The organism is Kitasatospora sp. NPDC015121 (assembly GCF_055562955.1).
Genome location: NZ_JBVHEH010000010.1, coordinates 62,537 through 82,855, shown reverse-complemented (window position 1 = coordinate 82,855; position 20,319 = coordinate 62,537). Strand labels below are relative to the sequence as shown.

15 protein-coding genes are annotated in these 20,319 nt (G+C 73.7%); 9 read left to right on the top strand and 6 right to left on the bottom strand.

What is annotated here, in order from left to right; genetic code table 11:
• The 3 genes from ACZ3J7_RS16565 to ACZ3J7_RS16555 are packed head-to-tail and all read left to right on the top strand — an operon-like array spanning window position 1 to window position 3,864.
• Window positions 1–999 carry a carbohydrate ABC transporter permease gene (locus ACZ3J7_RS16565; RefSeq protein ID WP_465621264.1) on the top strand — a complete coding sequence of 333 codons (999 nt, stop codon included), beginning with the start codon at window positions 1–3 and terminating at the stop codon, window positions 997–999.
• Window positions 996–1,862, top strand: a complete 867-nt coding sequence (locus ACZ3J7_RS16560; RefSeq protein ID WP_465621262.1) for a carbohydrate ABC transporter permease — start codon at window positions 996–998, stop codon at window positions 1,860–1,862. Before ACZ3J7_RS16565 ends, ACZ3J7_RS16560 begins: the two co-directional genes overlap by 4 nt.
• 34 nt (window positions 1,863–1,896) lie before the next feature.
• Window positions 1,897–3,864: a DUF5107 domain-containing protein gene (locus ACZ3J7_RS16555; protein ID WP_465621260.1), complete on the top strand. Its 1,968-nt coding sequence runs from the start codon at window positions 1,897–1,899 to the stop codon at window positions 3,862–3,864.
• A 52-nt stretch (window positions 3,865–3,916) separates the two neighbouring features.
• Here ACZ3J7_RS16555 and ACZ3J7_RS16550 read toward each other — a convergent pair whose 3' ends face one another.
• From ACZ3J7_RS16550 to ACZ3J7_RS16540, 3 genes are all read right to left on the bottom strand, one after another.
• Window positions 3,917–4,246: an ArsR/SmtB family transcription factor gene (locus tag ACZ3J7_RS16550; protein WP_100839265.1), complete on the bottom strand. Its 330-nt coding sequence runs from the start codon at window positions 4,244–4,246 to the stop codon at window positions 3,917–3,919.
• Window positions 4,247–4,290: 44 nt separating this feature from the next.
• Window positions 4,291–4,665: a hypothetical protein gene (locus tag ACZ3J7_RS16545; protein WP_099905299.1), complete on the bottom strand. Its 375-nt coding sequence runs from the start codon at window positions 4,663–4,665 to the stop codon at window positions 4,291–4,293.
• A 607-nt stretch (window positions 4,666–5,272) separates the two neighbouring features.
• Entirely contained in the window at window positions 5,273–6,004 is a 732-nt protein-coding gene (locus ACZ3J7_RS16540) for a DUF7873 family protein (protein ID WP_465621257.1), read from the bottom strand.
• 246 nt (window positions 6,005–6,250) lie between these two features.
• Between ACZ3J7_RS16540 and ACZ3J7_RS16535 the strand changes: the two genes are divergently transcribed.
• Window positions 6,251–9,130, top strand: a complete 2,880-nt coding sequence (locus ACZ3J7_RS16535) for a DEAD/DEAH box helicase (protein WP_465621609.1) — start codon at window positions 6,251–6,253, stop codon at window positions 9,128–9,130.
• A gap of 86 nt (window positions 9,131–9,216) precedes the next feature.
• On the opposite strand, the gene ACZ3J7_RS16530 is transcribed toward ACZ3J7_RS16535, so the two are convergent.
• From ACZ3J7_RS16530 to ACZ3J7_RS16520, 3 genes are all read right to left on the bottom strand, one after another.
• Window positions 9,217–9,852 carry a hypothetical protein gene (locus ACZ3J7_RS16530; RefSeq protein ID WP_465621255.1) on the bottom strand — a complete coding sequence of 212 codons (636 nt, stop codon included), beginning with the start codon at window positions 9,850–9,852 and terminating at the stop codon, window positions 9,217–9,219.
• A gap of 49 nt (window positions 9,853–9,901) precedes the next feature.
• Complete coding sequence (locus ACZ3J7_RS16525) at window positions 9,902–10,516, bottom strand: hypothetical protein (protein ID WP_465621252.1); 615 nt, start codon at window positions 10,514–10,516, stop codon at window positions 9,902–9,904.
• Between the two features lie 541 nt (window positions 10,517–11,057).
• On the bottom strand, window positions 11,058–12,077 hold the full coding sequence (locus tag ACZ3J7_RS16520; RefSeq protein ID WP_465621250.1) for a LacI family DNA-binding transcriptional regulator: 1,020 nt from the start codon (window positions 12,075–12,077) through the stop codon (window positions 11,058–11,060).
• A 161-nt stretch (window positions 12,078–12,238) separates the two neighbouring features.
• Between ACZ3J7_RS16520 and ACZ3J7_RS16515 the strand changes: the two genes are divergently transcribed.
• From ACZ3J7_RS16515 to ACZ3J7_RS16495, 5 genes are all read left to right on the top strand, one after another.
• Window positions 12,239–14,161, top strand: coding sequence for a discoidin domain-containing protein (locus ACZ3J7_RS16515; protein ID WP_465621248.1), 1,923 nt, complete (start codon window positions 12,239–12,241; stop codon window positions 14,159–14,161).
• 72 nt (window positions 14,162–14,233) lie between these two features.
• Window positions 14,234–16,132: an RICIN domain-containing protein gene (locus tag ACZ3J7_RS16510; RefSeq protein WP_465621246.1), complete on the top strand. Its 1,899-nt coding sequence runs from the start codon at window positions 14,234–14,236 to the stop codon at window positions 16,130–16,132.
• A 234-nt stretch (window positions 16,133–16,366) separates the two neighbouring features.
• Window positions 16,367–17,833, top strand: a complete 1,467-nt coding sequence (locus tag ACZ3J7_RS16505) for a carbohydrate binding domain-containing protein (RefSeq protein WP_465621244.1) — start codon at window positions 16,367–16,369, stop codon at window positions 17,831–17,833.
• 110 nt (window positions 17,834–17,943) lie between these two features.
• On the top strand, window positions 17,944–19,293 hold the full coding sequence (locus tag ACZ3J7_RS16500) for a radical SAM protein (RefSeq protein WP_465621242.1): 1,350 nt from the start codon (window positions 17,944–17,946) through the stop codon (window positions 19,291–19,293).
• Window positions 19,290–20,318 (top strand): aminotransferase class I/II-fold pyridoxal phosphate-dependent enzyme, encoded by a 1,029-nt coding sequence (locus ACZ3J7_RS16495; protein ID WP_465621240.1) that lies wholly within the window; start codon window positions 19,290–19,292, stop codon window positions 20,316–20,318. The genes ACZ3J7_RS16500 and ACZ3J7_RS16495 overlap by 4 nt, the downstream gene beginning before the upstream one ends.
• The last annotated feature ends 1 nt before the right edge of the window (window position 20,319 follow it).

Genomic DNA, 20,319 nt, shown 5'->3' with positions numbered 1-20,319 from the left:
ATGCACCCGTCGCCCACCACCCCCGCCCCGGCGCGCCCGGGGGAGCGCCCCGGGCCCACCCCGCCGGACGCCGCCCCGCCGTCCGCCCCGCGCCCGGCCGCCCCGAGGCCGCGCGCCTTCGACCGGCGGCGCTGGACGCCGCTGGGCTTCCTGCTCCCGTTCGGCTCCCTGTTCCTGCTGACCTTCGTCGCGCCGATCTGCTACGCCGTCCACCAGAGCCTCTTCAAGCTGCACCGCTCCGGCCTCGGGCTCACGCCCCCGTCCACGGTCTTCGCCGGCTTCGCCAACTACACCGAGGCGCTGGCGGACCGCGCGTTCACCTCCTCCGTCGTCCGGGTGCTGCTGATCGGCGCCGTGCAGGTGCCGCTGATGCTGGGCCTGGCCCTGCTGCTGGCGCTGCTGCTGGACGGCCGCCGCACCCCGGGCCGGCGCTTCTTCCGGCTGGCCTTCTTCCTGCCGTACGCGATCCCCGGGGTGGTCGGCGGCCTGATGTGGTCCTTCCTGTACCAGCCGGACGTCAGCCCGATCGCCCGGGCGCTCGCCGGCCTCGGCCTGCACGTCGACTTCACCGCCGAGGGCGTGCTGCCCTGGTCGGTGGGCAACATGCTGACCTGGGGCTGGACCGGCTACAACACGATCGTCATCCACTCGGCGCTGAAGGCGATCCCCGGCGAGTTCGCCGAGGCCGCCGAGCTCGACGGCTGCACGGGCTGGCGGCTGGCCTGGCACGTCAAGGTCCCGATGGTCCGGCCCGCGCTGGTGATGAGCACGGTGTTCTCCATCATCGGCATGGCGCAGCTCTACAACGAGCCCGTCGTGATGCGGGCCGTCGCCCCCAACCTGTCCGCCGACTGGACCCCGATCATGGCCGCGCAGAACGAGGTGGCGGCCAACAACTACCAGGCCGCGGCCGCCCGTTCGGTGATCCTCGCGCTGGTGATCTTCGTCCTCTCGTTCGGCTTCATGCGGTTCGTCAACAAGCGCGGAGCGGCCCTGTGAAGAACGCGTCGAAGGGCCCGGTCCGGCCCGCGAACCCGGCCGGCCGGGCCGGGGTGCTCGCCGTCCTGGTGCTCGCGGCGGTCTACTCCCTGCTGCCGGTGTGGTGGCTGGTGGTCTCCGCGACCAAGGGCAGCAGCGACCTCTTCTCCAGCAACGGCTTCTGGTTCGCCGGGCGGATCGAGCTCGTCCGCAACGTCTCCACCCTGCTCGGCGTCCAGGACGGCGTCTTCGGCCGCTGGCTGCTGAACAGCCTGCTGTACGCGGTCGGCGGCGCGGCCGTCGCCACCCTGCTGTCCGCGATGGCCGGCTACGCGCTGGCGAAGTACGCCTTCCGCGGCCGCGAGGCGGTCTTCAACACCGTGCTGGGCGCGATCCTGATCCCGGCCCCGCTGTTCGCCCTGCCGCTGTACCTGATGTTCTCCGCCACCCACGTGGTGAACACCTTCTGGGCGGTGTTCGTCCCCAGCGTCGTCAGCCCGTTCGGCGTCTACCTGGCGCGCGTCTACGCGACGGCCGCGGTGCCCGACGAACTGCTGGAGGCCGGACGGATCGACGGCGCGGGCGAGTTCAGGATCTTCCGGTCGCTGGCCCTGCGGGTCCTGCAGCCCTCGCTGGTCACCATCTTCCTGTTCCAGTTCGTGACGGTCTGGACGAACTACCTGCTGCCGTCGCTGATGCTCGCGAACGACCGCCTGCAGCCGGTCACCGTCGGCCTGGTCGCCTGGAAGGAGCAGCGCGGCCAGACCGTCCCCTACAACCTGATCATCACCGGTTCGCTGCTGTCGGTCGTCCCGATCGTGGTGATGTTCCTGCTGCTGCAGCGCTACTGGAAGGCCGGACTCGCCGCCGGCAGCGTCAAGTAGCCCCCGCACCTACCCCGAAGAGGCAGAGCAACAGATGAGTGAGCTGCGGCTGACCACCCTGACGCTGCCGACCGCGCCGGTCGGCCCCGTCAACCCGCTCCCCCCGCTGTTCGGCGGCACCGACCAGCACCAGGTCGAGGACGCCGGCGACGCGGACGAGGAGATGCGCCACAACATCGGCTACGGCCGGGTGCCCTCCGTGCTGCCCTACCTGGTGCAGGACGGCTACACCCGCGACCGGTCGCCCGCCGAGCACCCCGTGGCGGTGCTGGAGAACGACGTCCTGCGGGCCACCTTCCTGCTCGGCGCGGGCGGGCGGCTCCAGTCCGTGGTGCACCGGCCGACCGGACGCGAACTCCTCTTCCGCAACCCGGTGTTCCAGCCCGCCAACCTCGCCCTGCGCGGCGCCTGGCTGGCCGGCGGCGTCGAGTGGAACATCGGCACCATCGGCCACGCCCCCACCACCTGCGAACCCCTGCACGCCGCCCGCCTCACCCGCCCGGACGGCACCCCGGTGCTGCGGATGTGGGAGTACGAGCGGATCCGCGGCGTCGTCTTCCAGATCGACGCCTGCCTCCCCGAGGGCTCCCCGGTGCTGCTGGTCCACGTCCGGATCACCAACCCCCGCGCCACCGCGGTGCCCATGTACTGGTGGTCCAACACCGCCGTCCCCGAGGCCCCCGACGTCCGGGTGCTGGCCCCGGCCGAGGCCGCCTGGCAGTTCTCCTACGACCGCCGGGTCCGCCGGGTCGCCCTCCCCGCGCCGGACGGCACCGACCTCACCCGCACCACCCTCTCCCGGGACGCCGCCGACTACTTCTTCGACGTCCCCGCGGGCCGCCGGGGCTGGGTCGCCGCCCTGGACGGGGAGGGCCGGGGCCTGGTCCAGGCGTCCACCGAGCGGCTGCGCGGCCGCAAGCTCTTCCTCTGGGGCCGGGGCGCGGGCGGCCGGCACTGGCAGGAGTGGCTGGCCGGACCCGGCCACGCCTACCTGGAGATCCAGGCCGGCCTGGCCCGCACCCAGCTCGAACACCTGCCGATGCCGGCCGGCGCCCGCTGGGCCTGGACCGAGGCGTACGGACTGCTGGAGGCCGACCCCGCCGCCGTCCACGGCACGGACTGGACGGCGGCCCGCGCGGCGGCCGAACACGCCCTGGACGCCCTCCTCCCGCAGCACCTGCTGGACGCCGAACTCGACGCCTCCGCCGCCTGGGCGGACCGCGAACCCGAGGAGGTCCTGCAGGACGGCTCCGGCTGGGGCGCCCTGGAACAGCAGCGCCGCACCCTGGCCGGCGAAGCCCCGCTGCCCACCCCCGGCACCCCGTTCCCGGCCCGCACCCTGGGCCGGGAGCAGGCCCCCTGGCTCGAACTCCTCACCCGCGGCACCATCAGCGCCGACGACCCGGACCGGCCGCCGCCCTCCTACCAGACCGACCCGGTGTGGACCCGGCCGCTGGCCGCCGCCGACGGCTGGCTCGCCCGGCTTCACCTCGGCACCCTGCGCGCCCACGCCGGCGACCACGACGGCGCCCGCGCCGCCTGGCGGAGCTCCGTCGAACGGCGCCCCACCGCGTGGGCCTGGCGCAGCCTCGCCGCCCTCGCCGCCCATACCGGCGACCTCGACGGCGCCGTCCGCGCCTACCGCGAGGCGCTCCGGCTCGCCCCCGCGCTGCTGCCGCTCGTCCTGGAGGCCGCCGACGTCCTGCTCCGCGCCGGGCACCCCCGGGAGGTGCTGGAGCGCCTCGACGCGCTGGACGCCGACCAGCGCGCCGCGGGCCGGGTCCGCTGGACGGAGGCCCGCGCCGCGCTGGACGCCGGGGACGCGGAGCGCTGCGGCCGCCTGCTCCGCGAGGGCATCGAGGTCGCCGACCTCCGCGAGGGCGAGGGCTCCCTGCACGAACTCTGGTTCGCCCACCGGCGGGCCACCGGCGGCGCCGGACCCGACCGGGACCTCCCGAGGGCCTACGACTTCCGGATGCTGGCCGGGGCGGGCGCCGACTGACCGCCGGACGCCCCGCCCCGGCGCCCCGGCCCGGGCCCGGGGCGTCCGGCGGTCAGCGCGCGGCGCGCAGCTCCTCCAGCAGCATGCCCTGGTCGGCGAGCAGCTCGGTGAGGATGCGCCGGGCGGTCCGGAGCAGCTCGGCGACGTCGGCGCCGGCCAGGGCGTAGACCACCGTGGAGCCCTCGCGGGTGGCGGTGACCAGGCCGGAGCGGCGCAGGATGGCGAGCTGCTGGGAGAGGCTGGACGGTTCGATGTCCAGCTCGGGCAGCAGGTCGCGCACCGGGGTCGGGCCGGCCTGGAGCAGTTCGAGGACCCGGATTCGCACCGGGTGGCCGAGCATCCGGAAGAACTCGGCCTTGGCCTGGTACAGCGGTACGGGCATGCTTCCTCCCCTTGTCCGGCGGCACGCGGGCCGCCGACCCGCGCTCAGACCTCCAGCGTCGACTCGATCCGCTTCAGCTGGTGCCGGGCCATCGCGAGGTTGGACCGGCTGCGGTTGAGCGCGAGGTACAGGAACAGGCCGCGCCCGCTGGACGTGGTGAGCGGCCGGATGAGGTGGTACTGGCCGGTCAGGGTGACCAGGATGTCCTCGATGCCGTCCTCGTGGAGGTTGAGCATTTCCATCGCCCGCATCTTGGCACGGACCAGGTCCGTGTTGGCGGCCGCGGCGACGTTCAGGTCGATCTCGCCGCCGTCCCCGAGGGTGCCGAGCGCCATGCCGCTGCCGTAGTCCACCAGGGCGACCCCGATGGCCCCTTCGATGGTCATGGCTTCCTTGAGCGAGGTTTCGAGGTTCGCCATCGCCTGTCTCCTGTCCTGGCTGTGATCGGTTCGGCACGACTGTAGGAACGGGATCGCACTGCGGCCGAGTGTTGACCGGAATCTTTCGCTTCTGGTCGATCCGCGATCGCGGAGTGCCGATTCGCCGACCACATGAAGACATTTGCAACTCAGGATGTGAACAGTTCACGCGTACGCGATTCCTGCGACGGCACCCGGGGAACGCGTCCCGGCGCCTCCGGAACGCGGCGGGGCCCGGGAGCGGTATCCGGCTCCCGGGCCCCTGAGTGCCACCCAATTGTTATGCACCGGCACGTTTAAGGACGGCGATCATGCTCAAAGCGTTCGCTTTACCATTGAAGCTACCGCGCCACGAAGAGGCGCAGGAGGGAGTCGAACCCCCATCTCACGCTGTTGGCCCCGTCCGGTCGATCCGGCGCTCGGCGGCGAATGCTGAGACTTGAGCGAGAGTCTGAGTCTCACGGGGCGCCTCTACCTGTTGGGCCACCCCGGCACGTGGTGCCGGGGGAGGGATTCGAACCCCCACCGTTCCCCGAAGTCAGCTTCAGCTTCAGCGTCAGCTTGCGCTCTCCGCGCCACCCCGGTCTCACCCGGGGCGATCATGGGGCTACCCGAACAGGTAGCCGAAGACGGCGTTGCCGACCCGACGGTCGGTGACCTCCGCCCCGTTCGCTTCCTCGCGGGCGAACTGCACGGCCTGCTGCAGCTTCTCCACCCGCTCCAGCAGCTCGTTCACCCGCCGCGCGGGCAACGCGCCGGAGAACTTCACCGTCGTCCAGTACCCGACCGGCACGTCCTCGTAGTACACCTCGACCTGCGCCGGGTGCTTCTCGGTCGCCTCCGCCTTGACGTGGTTGCGCGGCACCTTCCGGGTACGGACCGTCCGCACCGCCTCGGTCTTCCACGCGTCCGTCGAGGGGTCCAGCGACCAGGACTCGGCGGCGTCCAGCACCGGGAGCTTGCGGACGAACGTCCGCAGGTCGGTGAGCTGCTTCTCCAGGAACAGCAGGTACGTGACGGGGGCCCCGGCCACCAGCGTCCGCCCGTCGACCACCACGTCGGCCCGGGCCTCGGTGTTCGCCCAGTCCTTGGTGGCCGTCACGTCGAACAGCCGGGTCAGCGTCGCCGCCGTCGCCCGCAGCACGTCCTCCGCCTTGACCTGCACCCTGGTCGACTCGGGGGGCAGCTGCTCGCCCTCCTCGTCCTTCGGCTGGTACGTCCGCGACAGGCCGGCCAGCAGCGGGGGCTTCTGCAGGTCCTGGTGGGACTGCGTCAGCTCCTGGAACGACTTCGACTTGACGCCCTTTTCCACGGCGATGATCTGGTTCAACTTGGCCACGCCCGGACGCTAGCGGCCCACCCCGCCGGCCGTCACCCGGTTTTCCGGCCGCGGCCCCTGGCGGTCGCCCCGAAAGTCTGATGTTGATGTCACTCCAGACGGGTAATCTCAGGCTGAGATGCTCGATCACCACACCCCACGCACCCGCTGCGCCCCGTCGCCCCTCCGGGCCACGGCCCCGCAGCCGCAGGCGTCGCCGTCTGCGTTCTCGTCCGGCCACACTCACGGGAAGAACAGGTGACGCCAGTGCCCGGCAAGCCCACGCCCGAAGAGCAGCTCGACCCCGCGGCCCGCGCCGAGGAGGAGCTCAGCCCCGCCGAGCGGTACGCCGCCGCGCGCGAGCGCGCCAAGGAGCAGGCCACCGCGCTGTACGGCTTCCAGCAGCTGTACGACTTCCCGCTGGACGACTTCCAGGTCCGCGCCTGCCGCACGCTGGAGGAGGGGAAGGGCGTGCTGGTCGCCGCCCCGACCGGCTCCGGCAAGACCATCGTCGGCGAGTTCGCCGTGCACCTGGCGCTGGCCGGCGGCCGCAAGTGCTTCTACACCACGCCGATCAAGGCGCTGTCCAACCAGAAGTACGGCGACCTGGTCAAGCGCTACGGCCAGGCCAAGGTCGGCCTGCTCACCGGCGACAACTCCGTCAACGGGGACGCGCCGGTCGTCGTGATGACCACCGAGGTCCTGCGCAACATGCTGTACGCGGGCTCCAGCGCCCTCGACGGCCTCGGCTACGTGGTGATGGACGAGGTGCACTACCTCGCCGACCGGTTCCGCGGCGCCGTCTGGGAGGAGGTCATCATCCACCTCCCCGAGTCGGTGACGCTGGTGTCGCTCTCCGCGACCGTCTCCAACGCCGAGGAGTTCGGCGACTGGCTGGACACCGTCCGCGGCGGCACCGAGGTGATCGTCTCCGAGCACCGCCCCGTCCCGCTCTGGCAGCACGTGATGGCCGGCAACCGGATGTACGACCTGTTCGCCAGCCCCGACCGGGACGGCCGCCCCAAGGGCAGCCTGAAGAACCCCGCCAAGGCCGTCAACCCCGAGTTGGTCCGCCTCGCCCGCTCCGAGGCCGACCGCGGCCGCGACCGGTTCGCCCGCGGCCGGGGCCGCTCGATGCCCGCCGGCCGCCCCGGCCGGGTCTGGACGCCGGGCCGGGTCGACGTGATCGACCGGCTCGACGCCGAGGGCCTGCTGCCCGCGATCACCTTCATCTTCAGCCGGGCCGGCTGCGAGGCCGCCGTCCAGCAGTGCCTCAACTCCGGCCTGCGCCTCAACCGGGAGGCCGACCGCTTCAAGGTCCGCCAGTTCGTCGAGGAGCGCTGCCGCGACATCCCCGACGAGGACCTGCACGTCCTCGGCTACTACGAGTGGCTGGACGGCCTGGAGCGCGGCATCGCCGCCCACCACGCCGGCATGCTGCCCCGGTTCAAGGAGGTCGTCGAGGAGCTGTTCGTCCAGGGCCTGGTCAAGGCGGTCTTCGCCACCGAGACGCTCGCCCTCGGCATCAACATGCCCGCCCGCTCGGTGGTCATGGAGAAGCTGGTCAAGTGGAACGGCGAGACCCACGCCGACATCACCCCCGGCGAGTACACCCAGCTCACCGGCCGGGCCGGCCGCCGCGGCATCGACATCGAGGGCCACGCGGTGGTCCTGTGGCAGCGCGGCCTCGACCCGGAGGCGCTGGCCGGCCTGGCCGGCACCCGCACCTACCCGCTCAAGTCCTCCTTCCGCCCCTCGTACAACATGGCCGTCAACCTGGTCGGCCAGTTCGGGCGGCACCGCTCCCGCGAACTGCTGGAGACCTCCTTCGCGCAGTTCCAGGCCGACCGCTCGGTGGTCGGCATCGCCCGGCAGGTGCAGCGCAACGAGGAGGGCCTGGACGGCTACCGCGAGTCGATGACCTGCCACCTCGGCGACTTCGACGAGTACATGGCGCTGCGCCGCGACCTCAAGGACCGCGAGAACGAACTCGCCCGCGAGGGCTCCTCGCAGCGCCGGGCCGCCGCCATCGAGGCGATCGAACAGCTCCGGCCCGGCGACATCATCCACGTCCCGACCGGCAAGTTCGCCGGCCTCGCGCTCGTCCTCGACCCCGGCCTGCCCCCGGTCAGCCGCAACGGGCACGGCCGCGGCGGACCCCGCCACCCCGACTTCCAGGACGGGCCGCGCCCCGTCGTGCTCACCGCCGAACGCCAGGTCAAGCGCCTCGCGATGATCGACTTCCCGCACCCCGTCGCGGCGATGGACCGGATGCGGATCCCCAAGTCCTTCAACCCGCGCAGCCCGCAGTCCCGCCGCGACCTCGCCTCCGCGCTGCGCACCAAGGCCGGCCACCTCGAACCCGAGCGTTTCCGCAAGGGCCGCGCCGCCGCTGCCGACGACCCCGAGATCAGCCGGCTGCGCACCGCCCTGCGCCAGCACCCCTGCCACGGCTGCGACGAGCGCGAGGACCACGCCCGCTGGTCCGAGCGCTACCACCGCCTGCACCGCGACACCGAGCTCCTCGAACGCCGGATGCGCTCGCGCACCCACACCATCGCCCGCACCTTCGACCGGGTCTGCGGCCTGCTCATCGACCTCGGCTACCTCAGCGGCGACACCGTCACCGACGACGGCAAGCGCCTCGCCCGCCTCTACGGCGAACTCGACCTGCTCGCCGCCGAGTGCATCCGCGAAGGCGTCTGGAACGGCCTCGCCGCCGCCGAGCTCGCCGCCTGCGCCTCGGCGCTGGTCTACGAGGCCCGGCAGTCCGACGACGCCGTCGCCCCGCGCGTCCCCGAGGGCGGCGCCAAGGACGCCCTCGGCAGGATGGTCCGGATCTGGGGCCGGCTCGACGCCCTGGAGGAGCAGCACAAGATCTCCACCGCCGAGGGCGTCGGCCAGCGCGAACCCGACCTCGGCTTCGCCTGGACCGCCTACCGCTGGGCCCTCGGCCACGACCTCGACGCCGTCCTGCGCGACGCCGACATGCCCGCCGGCGACTTCGTCCGCTGGACCAAGCAGCTGATCGACGTCCTCGGCCAGATCCAGGACGCGGCCGGCGACAACGCCGACCTCCGCAAGACCGCCCGCAAGGCGGTCGACGGGATGCGGCGCGGCATCATCGCGTACTCCTCGGTCGGGTAGGGCCCGGTCGGCCGTCCGGTCGGCCGACCGGGACCGGGCACGCCGAAGCCGGTCCCGCCCCCGAGGGGTGGGACCGGCTTCCGCCGTCAGGCCGCGAGCAGCTGCTGGAGCAGGTCGCGGTAGGCGCGCAGCGAGAGGCGCAGGTCCTCGGTGCGGGAAGCACCGTCCGGGGACTCCCGGTGCGCGCCGTCGCGGTCGCCGTCCGCCTGCCACGCCTCGCGCAGGGCGGCCCGGCGCTCGCGCAGGCCGTCGGTCAGCCGGCGCACCGTCTCGTCCAGCGCCTCGTCCGCCTCCCGGACGGCCCGGCCGGGATCGTCCACGAAGGTGCCCACCGCGTGCTCCAGCCGGTCGGTCAGCCGCGAGGCCAGCTCCGGCGGCAGGATCGGGCCGGAGCCGTCCGGCACGGACGGGCTCCCGGCGGCGGAACGCGGACGGGCGGGCTCCGCCGTCTTCGTCATGTCGGCGGGGTGCGGGGCGGTGCCCGCCTGGATCTCGGCCTCCGCAGGAGCAGCGGCGGGGGCGGAGGCGGGAGCGGGGACGGAGGCGGCGCGGGTCGGGGCGGCGGCGGGCGCCGGGGCCTGGTTCGGCGGGGTGTTGGAGACGAAGCGGCCCCGGCTGATTCCGTTGCCGCCGGTGTCGGTGGCGCGGTCCGTGTCGGCGGCGCGGCCAGCGGCGCGGCCGGTGTCGGTGGCGCGGTCGGTGTTCGGGTCGTTGATGGTCATGGTGTCCTCCTCCTCGGGAACGGTGGGCGGCGGGGGGTACGGCCCGCGCTCAGGCGTGGTGCTCGCGCTGGGACGGCAGCCCCCGGGCGGGGCGGGGGGCCGCTGCCGCACGCGGCTTCGGCTCGTCCCCGGCGCCGACCAGCGCGACGAACAGCTCCCGGGCCCGGAGCAGCGCCGCGCGCTGCTCCTCGGTGGCCGCGGGCCGTCCGGTGGCGTCCGGCCGGGCGAGCGCGTGCAGCACCCGGTAGGACTCGACGTGCTCGCCGTGGTCCACCGAGATGGTGTCGATCTGCGCGTCCACGTCCGAGTCCGGGTAGCCGCGGTCACGCGCCACCCGGGACAGCAGCGCCTCCGCGTTCGCCAGCGCCTGCCGGGGGTCGTCGACGAAACGCGCCTTCACTTCCGCCCACTGCCGCTCGGCCCGCTCCCGCTCGGCGCCGCTCAGCGGCGTGAGGGTCAGCTCCCGGTGCCGCTCCACCCGCAGCGCGAGCTCGCGCTCGGCCGCGGCGGTGTCCCCGCCGTGCCGGGCGACGGTGCGCTCGTACTCGGGCCCGAACCGGCGACTCAGGTTCGGGTGCTCCTGCCGGCGACGGACGGCGAACACCACGGCCGCCGCCACCACCACGGCGATCACGACGACCGCCACGATCAGACCGCTGGACATGCTCTGCCTCCTGACGCAGGGGCCGCCCGCCCGGGGCCGCCCAGTTCGGTTCGCTCCCGGCATCGGGTGACCCGTGCGCGGATCCCCAAACCCGGCAGCTCCCTGACGGCACGTCAGATCCCCGCCCCCCGAGCCGACGCCCCGCCCGCCCGCAGGCCGTCCCCGGCCGTCCGGCGCCGGGTGGGTGGGGCCCGTCGGGTGGTCTCCTCCCGCGCGCGCCTGCCTGTTGCCCGCCCGCAGGGCGCCTCCGGCCGTTCGGCGCTGGGTCGGTGGGGCTGTCGGGTCGTCTCTGCCCATGCCTGCCCGCAGGCCGTTCTCGGCCGTCCGGCGGCGGGTGGGTGGGGTCCGTCGGGTGGTCTCCTCCCGCGCGCGCCTGCCCGTTGCCCGCCCTCAGGGCGCTTCCGGCCGTTCGGCGCCAGGTCGGTGGGGCTGTTGGGTCGTCTCTGCCCACCCCTGCCCCTTGCCTGCCCGCAGGGCGTTCCCGGCCGTTCGGCGGCGGGGCTGTCGGGTCGTCTCTCCCCTGCCCGCCCGCAGGGCGTTCTCAGGTGTTCGGCACCGGGCCGGTGGAGTCGCGGACGATGAGTTCGGTGGCGAGTTCGACGTGCAGGGCTTCGACCGCGGTGCCTTCGATGAGGCGGAGCAGCAGGCTGACGGCGAGGCCGCCGAGTTCTTCGAGGGGTTGGCGGACGGTGGTGAGGGTGGGGATGGAGGTGCGACTGAGGTAGTCGTCGTCGAAGCCGGCGATGGAGAGGTCGGTGGGGACGCGCAGGCCGCGCTGGTGGGCGGCGCGGAGGGCGCCGATGGCGGCCTTGTCGTTGAAGGCGACCAGGGCGGTGGGGGGCTGGGGGAGGTCGAGGAGGCGGGCGGCGGCGGTGTGGCCCCAGTCGCTGGTGGGTTCGATGCTGGTGACGAGTTCCGGGGGGACGAGGACGCCGGCTTCGGCGAGGGCGGCGGTGTGGCCGGCGAAGCGCGAGGTGGAGGCGAGCCAGTCGGCGGGGCCGTTGATGTAGCCGATCCGGCGGTGGCCGAGGGCGACCAGGTGGGCGGTGAGGTTGCGGGCGCCGGTGAAGTGGGAGGCGGAGACGGCGGCGATGTCCCGGGGGACGGGGGTGCGCGGGTCGATGACGACGAACGGGAGGTCCTGGCGGCGGAGCCGTTCGAGGTCGGCGCCCTCCTCGACGGGGAGGACGAGGAGCGCGCCGGCGAGGTCGCGGCGGCGGGGCAGTGCGGCGAGCGCCCCGTTGTGCTGGGCGGAGGAGCCGGCGCTGAGGATCAGTTCCCGGCCGTGCCGGTCGAGGGCTTCGGCGACGGCGGTGACGATGGTGCCGAAGTAGTCGGTGAGCAGGTAGGGGCAGCGGACGAAGACCGCGCCGGGCCGGGCGGGGCGCCGGGCGGCGGGTTCGGGGGAGCCGAGGCGTTCCATCGCGGCGCGGACGGCGGCCCGGGTCTCCTCGGCGACGGCGGCCTGCCCGGTCAGGACGCGGGAGACGGTGGCGGGGGAGACCCCGGCGGCGGCCGCGATGTCCCGGACGGTGACCCGGGACGACTTCGGCCTACCCATCTGTTTCATCGTTTCGTTTCATGGACGCGATCATACAACTCCCAACTTGTCAGGGCTGCACGAATCTTGACACGGGGAAAGTCGGTGCCCTTTCCTGAATGCACATGCGGATTGCAGAAATGTTTCATTTCGTTTCATGAAGGCAAGGGGAGAGGATCCCGATGTACCGACGCGTCCTCGGCACCGCCACGGCCGCCGCCCTGGCCCTGGGCCTGACCGGCGCGGCCCCCGCCCCCGCCCCGACCCACCGGGCCGCCGAGGTCCGGGTCTGGGTGACCACCCCGGACGGCGCCGAACTCCTGCACCAGCGCCCGTCGGTGGCGTTCCGGCCGGGCGCCTCCGCCCGCACCACCATCACCGTCGACCCGGGGCGGTCCTTCCAGAGCATGGACGGCTTCGGCGCCTCGATCACCGACTCCTCCGCCACCGTCCTGAGTTCTCTGCCCCCGGCCGACCGGGACGCCGCGCTGCGGCGACTCTTCGACCCGGTGCGGGGGATCGGCATCAGCATGGTCCGCCAGCCGGTCGGCTCCTCCGACTTCACGGCCGCCGCCGCGCACTACACCTACGACGACGTCCCGGCCGGGCAGAGCGACTTCGCGCTGGCGCGCTTCTCGATCGCCCACGACGAGCGGCAGATCCTCCCGCTGCTGCGCCAGGCCCGGCGCCTCAACCCGGAGTTGAAGGTGGTCGCGACCCCGTGGAGCCCGCCCGCCTGGATGAAGACGAGCGACTCGCTGCTGGAGGGCCGGCTCAAGGACGACCCGGCGGTGTACGACGCGTACGCCCGCTACCTGGTGAAGTTCGTCCAGGCGTACGCGGCGGCGGGCGTCCCGGTCGACTACCTGACGGTGCAGAACGAGCCGCAGAACCGCAAGCCCACCGCGTACCCGGGCACCGACCTGCCGGTCGGGCAGGAGGAGAAGGTGATCGAGGCGCTCGGGCCGCTGCTGAGGAAGGCCAGCCCGGGCACCAGGATCCTCGGCTACGACCACAACTGGGCCACCCACCCGGATGACGTGAAGAACACCCCGCCCGGCGAGGATCCCGAAACCGACTACCCCTACCGGCTGTTGGACAGCGACGCCGCCAAGTGGCTGGCCGGGACGGCCTACCACTGCTACGCGGGCGACCCGGCCGCGCAGAGCGCGCTGCACGACGCGCACCCGGACAAGGGCGTCTGGTTCACCGAGTGCTCGGGCTCGCACGGCCCGGACGACACCGCCGCGCAGACCTTCCGGGGGACGCTGACCTGGCACGCCCGCAACCTGACCGTCGGCGCGACCCGCAACTGGGCCAAGTCCGTGCTGAACTGGAACATCGCGCTGGACGAGCACGACGGCCCGCACAACGGCGGCTGCGGCACCTGCACCGCCCTGCTGACCGTGCACGAGGACGGCAGCGTCGGCACCGGCGCCGAGTACTACACGGTCGGCCACCTGTCGAAGTTCGTCCGCCCCGGCGCCCGCCGGATCGCCAGCACCAGCTTCGGCACGCCGGGCTGGAACGGGCAGCTGACCGACGTCGCGTTCACCGACCCGGACGGGTCGACCGTGCTGGTGGTGCATAACGAGAACGACGCGCCGCGCGACTTCGCGGTCGCGGTCGGCGGCCAGTCCTTCGAGTACACGCTGCCCGGCGGCGCGCTCGCCACCTTCAGCTGGCCCGCGTCCGGTGCGCCGAAGGCCGACCGGCGCGAGGTGCCGCTCACCGGCGCCACCGCCGACGCCCGGCCGGCCGCCGCCGACGCCCGCGCGGCGATCGACGCGGACGCCGCCACCCGGTGGAGCACCGGGCAGGCCCAGGCACCCGGCCAGTACCTGGGCGTCGACCTCGGGCGGCGCACCGCCTTCGACCGGATCGCCCTCGACAGCGGCGACAACCTCGGTGACTACGCCCGGAGCTGGCGGATCGAAGCGAGCGACGACGGCACCCGCTGGCGCCCCCTCGCCACCGGCGCCGGCACCGGACAGCTGACCACCGTCGACCTGCCGCGCGGCACCCGGGCCCGCTACCTGCGGATCACCAACACCGGTACCGCGCCCAACTGGTGGACCCTCGCCGACCTCCGCCTCTACCGCTGACCCTTACCCCCCCCCACCCCCTCACCCCCCCCACCCCCTCACCCCCCCCACCCCCACACCAGGAGCCGCCCCGTGCCCGGACCGCACCGCTCCCTCCGCCTGGCCACCGCCCTCGCCCTGGCCGCCGCCGGCCTGGCCACCGCGGGCACCGCCCCCGCCCGGGCGGCCGACACCGTCGCCCAGGTCTGGATCACCACCGCCGACGGCACCAGCCGCCTCGCCCCGGCCGCCTCCGCCGCGTTCTCCGCCACCACCCCGCAGGCGCAGGACATCGCGGTCGACGCGGGCGACGTCCGGCAGCCGCTGGTCGGCTTCGGCGCCGCGTTCACCGAGTCCTCCGCCCACCTGGTGGCCGGCCTGTCCGCCGCGACCCGTTCCGCCCTGATGAACGACCTGTTCGCCACCTCGGGCGGCGGCATCGGCCTGAACTACCTGCGCCAGCCGCTCGGCGCCTCCGACTTCGTCGCGCACCTGCCGTTCTACTCGTACGAGGACACCAGGGGCGCGTTCTCGATCGCCCGCGACCAGCAGGAGATCCTGCCCGCGATCAACCAGGCCCGGGCGGTCAACCCGAACATCCGGATCATGGGCACCCCGTGGTCGCCGCCCGCCTGGATGAAGACCTCGAACTTGCTGAACGGCGGCAGCCTGAAGCCGGAGAACTACGGCGACTTCGCCGACTACCTGGTCAAGGCGGTCCAGGCGTACGGCGCGGCCGGCGCCCCGATCAGCGACCTGACGGTGGCCAACGAGCCGAAGTTCCAGACCACCTACCCGTCCACCGGGATGACGGCCGCCCAACAGGCCGACTTCGTCAAGGTGTTGGACGCCAAGCTGACCGCGGCCGGCCTGCCCACCGAGCTCTACGCCTACGACCACAACTGGGACGACACCGCGTTCCCGCTCGGCGTGCTCTCCCAGGACGCCTCGGTGGCCCGGCTCAAGGGCGCGGCGTTCCACTGCTACGGCGGGCAGCCGGAGGCCGAGCAGCAGGTCGCGGACACCGGGAAGGCGGTGTTCTTCACCGAGTGCACCGGCACCGACTCGGCGACCCCGGCGCAGACCTTCGCCAACACGCTGAAGTGGCAGACCGAGAACCTGGTCATCCGCAACCTGCGCAGCGGCGGCCGCACCGCCGTGCTGTGGAACATCGCGCTGGACGCCAACGGCGGCCCGCAGTACGGCAACTGCTCCACCACCTGCAACGGCGTGCTGGAGGTCTCCAACGGCGGCTACACCAAGAACGCCGAGTACTACGTGCTCGGCCACGTCTCGAAGTTCGCCAAGCCGGGCGCGCACCGGATCGGCTCGACCAGCCAGGGCGGCGGCGGCCTGCAGGACGTCGCCTTCCTGAACCCGGACGGCTCGCGCGGCGCGGTGGTGCTCAACGCGACCGGCTCCGCCCAGCACTTCTCGATCAGCGACGGCGGCCGCTCGCTGGTCTACGACCTCCCGGCCGGCGCGGTCGCCACCTTCAGCTGGCCCGGCGCGCCCACCGGGGGCGGCACGGGCGGCACCGGCGGGACGGTCGACAGCGCGGCCTGGTACACCCTGGCCAACGCCAACTCCGGCAAGTGCGTGGACGCCACCGGCTGGGGCACCGCCAACGGCACCGCCGTCCAGCAGTGGACGTGCGGCGCCGGCGCCAACCAGCAGTGGCGGTTCACCCCCACCGACGGCGGCTACTACCGGGTCGCCAACCGCAACGCCGCCGCGACCGCCCAGGTGCTGGACGTCACCGGCGCCGCCACCGCCGACGGCGCCAAGCTCCAGACCTGGCAGTGGTCCGGCGGCGCCAACCAGCAGTTCAAGCCCGTCCGGCGGACCGACGGCGGCTGGACGCTGGTCAACCGGAACAGCGGCGCGTGCCTGGACGTCACCGACGTCTCCACCGCCGACGGCGCCCGCCTCCAGCAGTGGACCTGCACCGGCGGCTCCGCGCAGTCCTTCCGCCTGACCGCGGTGGGCTGAACCCCCGAGCGGGGGTGGCCGGTTGGTGGACCGGACGCCCCCGGGTGCCCGTCCCGGACGTTGCCTGAGCGTCCGGGGCGGGCACCCGCACGTCCGCCTCCCGGCGGTGGACGCTCCGCCGGTTCGACGTGTTCCGTTCAAGCTGCGCTTACCTCACCATGGGACGGTGTCCCGCGTAACTACGCGCGTAGCACGCCTCAGTGACACCCCATCACGGCACGAGGAGATCGACAGATGACCAGGACTTCCAGGGCGGTCCGCCCGGCCGCGCTCGCCGCGACCGGCCTGCTGCTCGCGGCCCTCACCGCGGCCGTCCAGCCCACCGCCGCCACGGCCGCGCCCGGCGCCCCCGCCGCCACCGGGACCACGACCGCCGCCACCGCCGCCGCCGCCCCCAAGCGGATCCTGTTCGACAACAGCAAGGGCGAGACGGCCGGCAACGCGGACTGGATCATCTCCACCAGCCAGCCCGACCCGCTCCTCCAGAACGCCGCCCCCGCCACCGAGACCTCCTGGACCGGCGCCGTCTCCGCCTGGGGCGTCGCCCTGCAGAAGACCGGCGCCTACAGCCTCAAGACCCTCCCGGCCGGCAGCACCATCAGCTACGGCACCGGCGCCGCCCTCGACCTCGCCAACTTCGACGAGTTCGTGCTGCCCGAGCCCAACATCCGGCTCAGCGACGCCGAGAAGACCGCCGTGATGAAGTTCGTCCAGAACGGCGGCGGCCTGTTCCTGGTCTCCGACCACACCCAGAGCGACCGCAACAACGACGGCTGGGACTCCCCGGCGATCATCAACGACCTGCTCACCACCAACAGCGTCGACAACACCGACCCGTTCGGCTTCTCCGTCGACCTGCTGAACATCACCACCGACAACCCGCGCGCGATCACCGACACCACCGACCCGGTGCTGAACGGCCCCGCCGGCAAGGTCACCGGCTCGATCATCCGCAACGGCACCACCTTCACCCTCAAGCCCGCCGACAACCCGAACGTCAAGGGCCTGCTCTACCGCACCGGCTACAGCGGCACCACCGGCGCCGCCTTCGCCACCTCCACCTTCGGCAGCGGCCGGGTCGCCGTCTGGGGCGACTCCTCGCCGATCGACGACGGCACCGGCCAGTCCGGCAACACCCTCTACGACGGCTGGAACGACCCGGCCGGCACCGACGCCGCCCTCGCCCTGAACACCACCGCCTGGCTCGCCCGGAACAGCGGCACCGGCACCGGCTGCACCGCCGCCCAGCTGATCACCAACCCCGGCTTCGAGACCGGCTCCACCTCCGGCTGGACCGAGACCAACAGCAGCGGCACCAGCACCGTCAACTCCAGCGCCGCCGAGCCCGCCCACACCGGCGGCTACGACGCCTGGCTCGACGGCAACGGCGCCACCACCACCGACACCCTCGCCCAGACCGTCACCCTCCCGGCCGGCTGCGCCACCTACACGCTGAGCTTCTGGCTGCACATCGACAGCGCCGCCTCCACCACCACCCCCTTCGACACCCTCACCGTCACCGCCGACGGCACCACCCTCGCCACCTACAGCAACACCGGCGCCGCCGCCGGCTACCAGCAGCGCACCCTCGGCCTGGCCGGCTACGCGGGCCGGAGCGTGACCCTCAAGTTCACCGGCACCGAGGACTACACCAAGCAGACCTCCTTCGTCCTCGACGACGTCACCGTCAACGTCTCCTGACACGCGCGGGACTCCGCCCGGGGGCACCAGCCCGGCCGCCCGGCCCCGCCCGGCGCCCCCGGCGGAAACCCCGTTCCCCCGGACCGCCGACCGGGGGCATGATGACCGCCATGAACCGCACGGACCAGCAGCGCTTCCACGTCATCGTGCTGTCGAACTTCGCGAAGGGCTTCGACAAGTACGCCCTCACCTACGGCAAGGCCGGCATCCCGGAGAGCACCTACCCGGACCGCTTCCACCTGCTGACCCGCGCCGAACTGGCCATCGGCACCACCAAGGCCGGACGACTGCTGGAACGACTCGCGATACCCGGCGACCGGCTCCTGGTGCTGGAGACCGCCGTCGACCCCGCCGCACTGGCACCCAACCCGGTCACCGGCCTCGGCGCGGAACTGCGCCGGGACCGGATCCGGCTCACCGCCGTCCACGAACTCGACCCCGGCCCGACGGAGGAACCGGTCCTGCGGCCGACCACCGTCGAGGACGCGATGGCCGCCTCGCTGAGCCTGCACCCCCACCCGGCCGGCTACGCCGAACTGCGCCCGCGCTCGGTCTCCGTCCTGCCGGTCGCCGCCGCCTGCCAGGCCGCGTGCGCGTTCTGCTTCTCCGCCGCCTCGATCTCCAGCGACCAGCCGCCCGCCCGCGTCCCCTGGGACCGCGTCGACGACTGGCTGGCCCGGGCCGCGGCGGCCGGCGCCGAACGCGCCGTGATCACCGGCGGCGGCGAGCCCACCCTGCTCCCGTTCGACCAGCAGCTGCGCCTGGTCACCGCCTGCGCGGCCGCCCTCCCCAAGACCGTCCTGATCAGCAACGCCCACAACCTGGCCCGGCTCGCCCCCGCCGACCGGGCCGACCGGCTGGCCGCCCTCGCCGACGCGGGCCTCGGCGTCCTGGCCGTCTCCCGCCACCACCACGACGACGACACCAGCGAACGCCTGATGTCCCTGCGCACCGCCGTCGGCGAGGTCGCCGACACCTGGCGCACCGGCCGCGCCCGCTGGCCGGAACTGCGCCTGCGCCTGATCTGCGTGCTCCAGCGCGGCGGCGTCGAGGACGAGGCGGGCGTCGCCGATTACCTCACCTGGGCCGCCGCGCACGGCGTCGACGAGGTCTGCTTCAAGGAGCTGTACGTCTCCACCAGCACCGAGTCGCTCTACCACGACCACGCCGCCAACCGCTGGAGCCGCGACCACCAGGTCCCGCTCGCCGTCGTCACCCGCTTCGCCGACCGGCACGGCTTCACCGAAGCCGACCGCCTGCCCTGGGGCGCCCCCGTCTACCGGGGCAGCTGGGACGGCCACCCGATCCGGATCGCCGCCTACACCGAGCCCAGCCTGCTCTGGGAACGCACCAACGGCCTGGTCCGCAGCTGGAACGTCCTCGCCGACGGCCGCTGCTACGCCTCCCTGGAGGACCGCGCCAGCGAGATCACCGCCGGAACGGAAGGCACCACCGCATGAGGTACCAGGAGTTCGAGGCGCACCGGACGCGACGGCTCGCCGCCCGACCCGGCCTGCTGGACGCCGCCGAGACCAACGTCTACCGCGCCCTCGCCCCGCTGCGCCCGCCCGCGCCGACCGCCGCCCCGGACGACCGGACGGTCTACCGCTGCGACCTGGCCCGCACCTGGCTGCGGCGCTACGGGCTGCCCGAGGAGTGGTCGCGCCGGGCGATGGTCGGCCGGGGCGTCCGGCACGGGCTCGACCTGCTCTTCCGGCACCTGCGCGCGGCCGGCGGCCGGCTCTGGCTGCCCGCCGACGTCTACCCGGTCTACTTCGACCTGGCCCGGGCCGCCGGACTCGACCCCGGCGACTACCCGACGCTGCCCGCCCCCGCACCGCCGCAGGGCCCGCCGGACGGCGACCGCCCCGAGTACCTGCTGCTCGCCAACCCGAGCAGACCGCTCGGCCGCCACCTCACCGACGCCGAGTGCGCCGACCTGCTCGGCTGGCTGGAGCGCTCGCCGCACCGCCGCCTGCTGATCGACGCGGTCTACGACCTGGCCGTCCCGTTCGCCCCCGGCACCCGGCGGCTGCTGGCGAGCGGCCGGGCCGTCCTGCTGCACTCGGTCACCAAGGGCTGGCTGCACCCGCGCACCTTCGGCGTGGTGCTGCTCGGCCCGGACGACACCGCCGCAGCCGGGGCCTTCCGGGCCGACCCGCCGAGCCGGCGGCAGCTCCGGCTCGCCGAGAGCCTGCTGACCGAGCACGCGGACACCCCGCGGCAGGTCGCCGGGGCCCTGGCCGCCCGGGCCGAGCGGCTCTTCGCCCGGCTGCCCGCCGAGGTCAGCGCGGCGGTCCCGGCCGCCGCGCGGACCAGCCCGGGCGGCTACTTCTTCCCGGTGCCCCTCCCGGCCGACGGACTGCTCGCCGAGCACGGCGTGCTCGCCCTCCCGGCGAGCGTGTTCCGGGAGGGCGGGACGGGCGGGTGGCCCGGGTCCGTCCTCACCAGCCTCGCCGACGCGTTCGGACCGGAGGCCGGCTGAG

Excerpts from the sequence above, each read along its gene's own strand:
- ACZ3J7_RS16530 (WP_465621255.1), bottom strand. The coding sequence starts at position 9,852 with ATGACCATCAACGACCCGAACACCGACCGCGCCACCGACACCGGCCGC.
- ACZ3J7_RS16555 (WP_465621260.1), top strand. The coding sequence starts at position 1,897 with ATGAGTGAGCTGCGGCTGACCACCCTGACGCTGCCGACCGCGCCGGTC.
- ACZ3J7_RS16495 (WP_465621240.1), top strand. The coding sequence starts at position 19,290 with ATGAGGTACCAGGAGTTCGAGGCGCACCGGACGCGACGGCTCGCCGCC.
- ACZ3J7_RS16550 (WP_100839265.1), bottom strand. The coding sequence starts at position 4,246 with ATGCCCGTACCGCTGTACCAGGCCAAGGCCGAGTTCTTCCGGATGCTC.
- ACZ3J7_RS16565 (WP_465621264.1), top strand. The coding sequence starts at position 1 with ATGCACCCGTCGCCCACCACCCCCGCCCCGGCGCGCCCGGGGGAGCGC.
- ACZ3J7_RS16525 (WP_465621252.1), bottom strand. The coding sequence starts at position 10,516 with ATGTCCAGCGGTCTGATCGTGGCGGTCGTCGTGATCGCCGTGGTGGTG.
- ACZ3J7_RS16500 (WP_465621242.1), top strand. The coding sequence starts at position 17,944 with ATGAACCGCACGGACCAGCAGCGCTTCCACGTCATCGTGCTGTCGAAC.
- ACZ3J7_RS16545 (WP_099905299.1), bottom strand. The coding sequence starts at position 4,665 with ATGGCGAACCTCGAAACCTCGCTCAAGGAAGCCATGACCATCGAAGGG.
- ACZ3J7_RS16515 (WP_465621248.1), top strand. The coding sequence starts at position 12,239 with ATGTACCGACGCGTCCTCGGCACCGCCACGGCCGCCGCCCTGGCCCTG.
- ACZ3J7_RS16505 (WP_465621244.1), top strand. The coding sequence starts at position 16,367 with ATGACCAGGACTTCCAGGGCGGTCCGCCCGGCCGCGCTCGCCGCGACC.
- ACZ3J7_RS16520 (WP_465621250.1), bottom strand. The coding sequence starts at position 12,077 with ATGGGTAGGCCGAAGTCGTCCCGGGTCACCGTCCGGGACATCGCGGCC.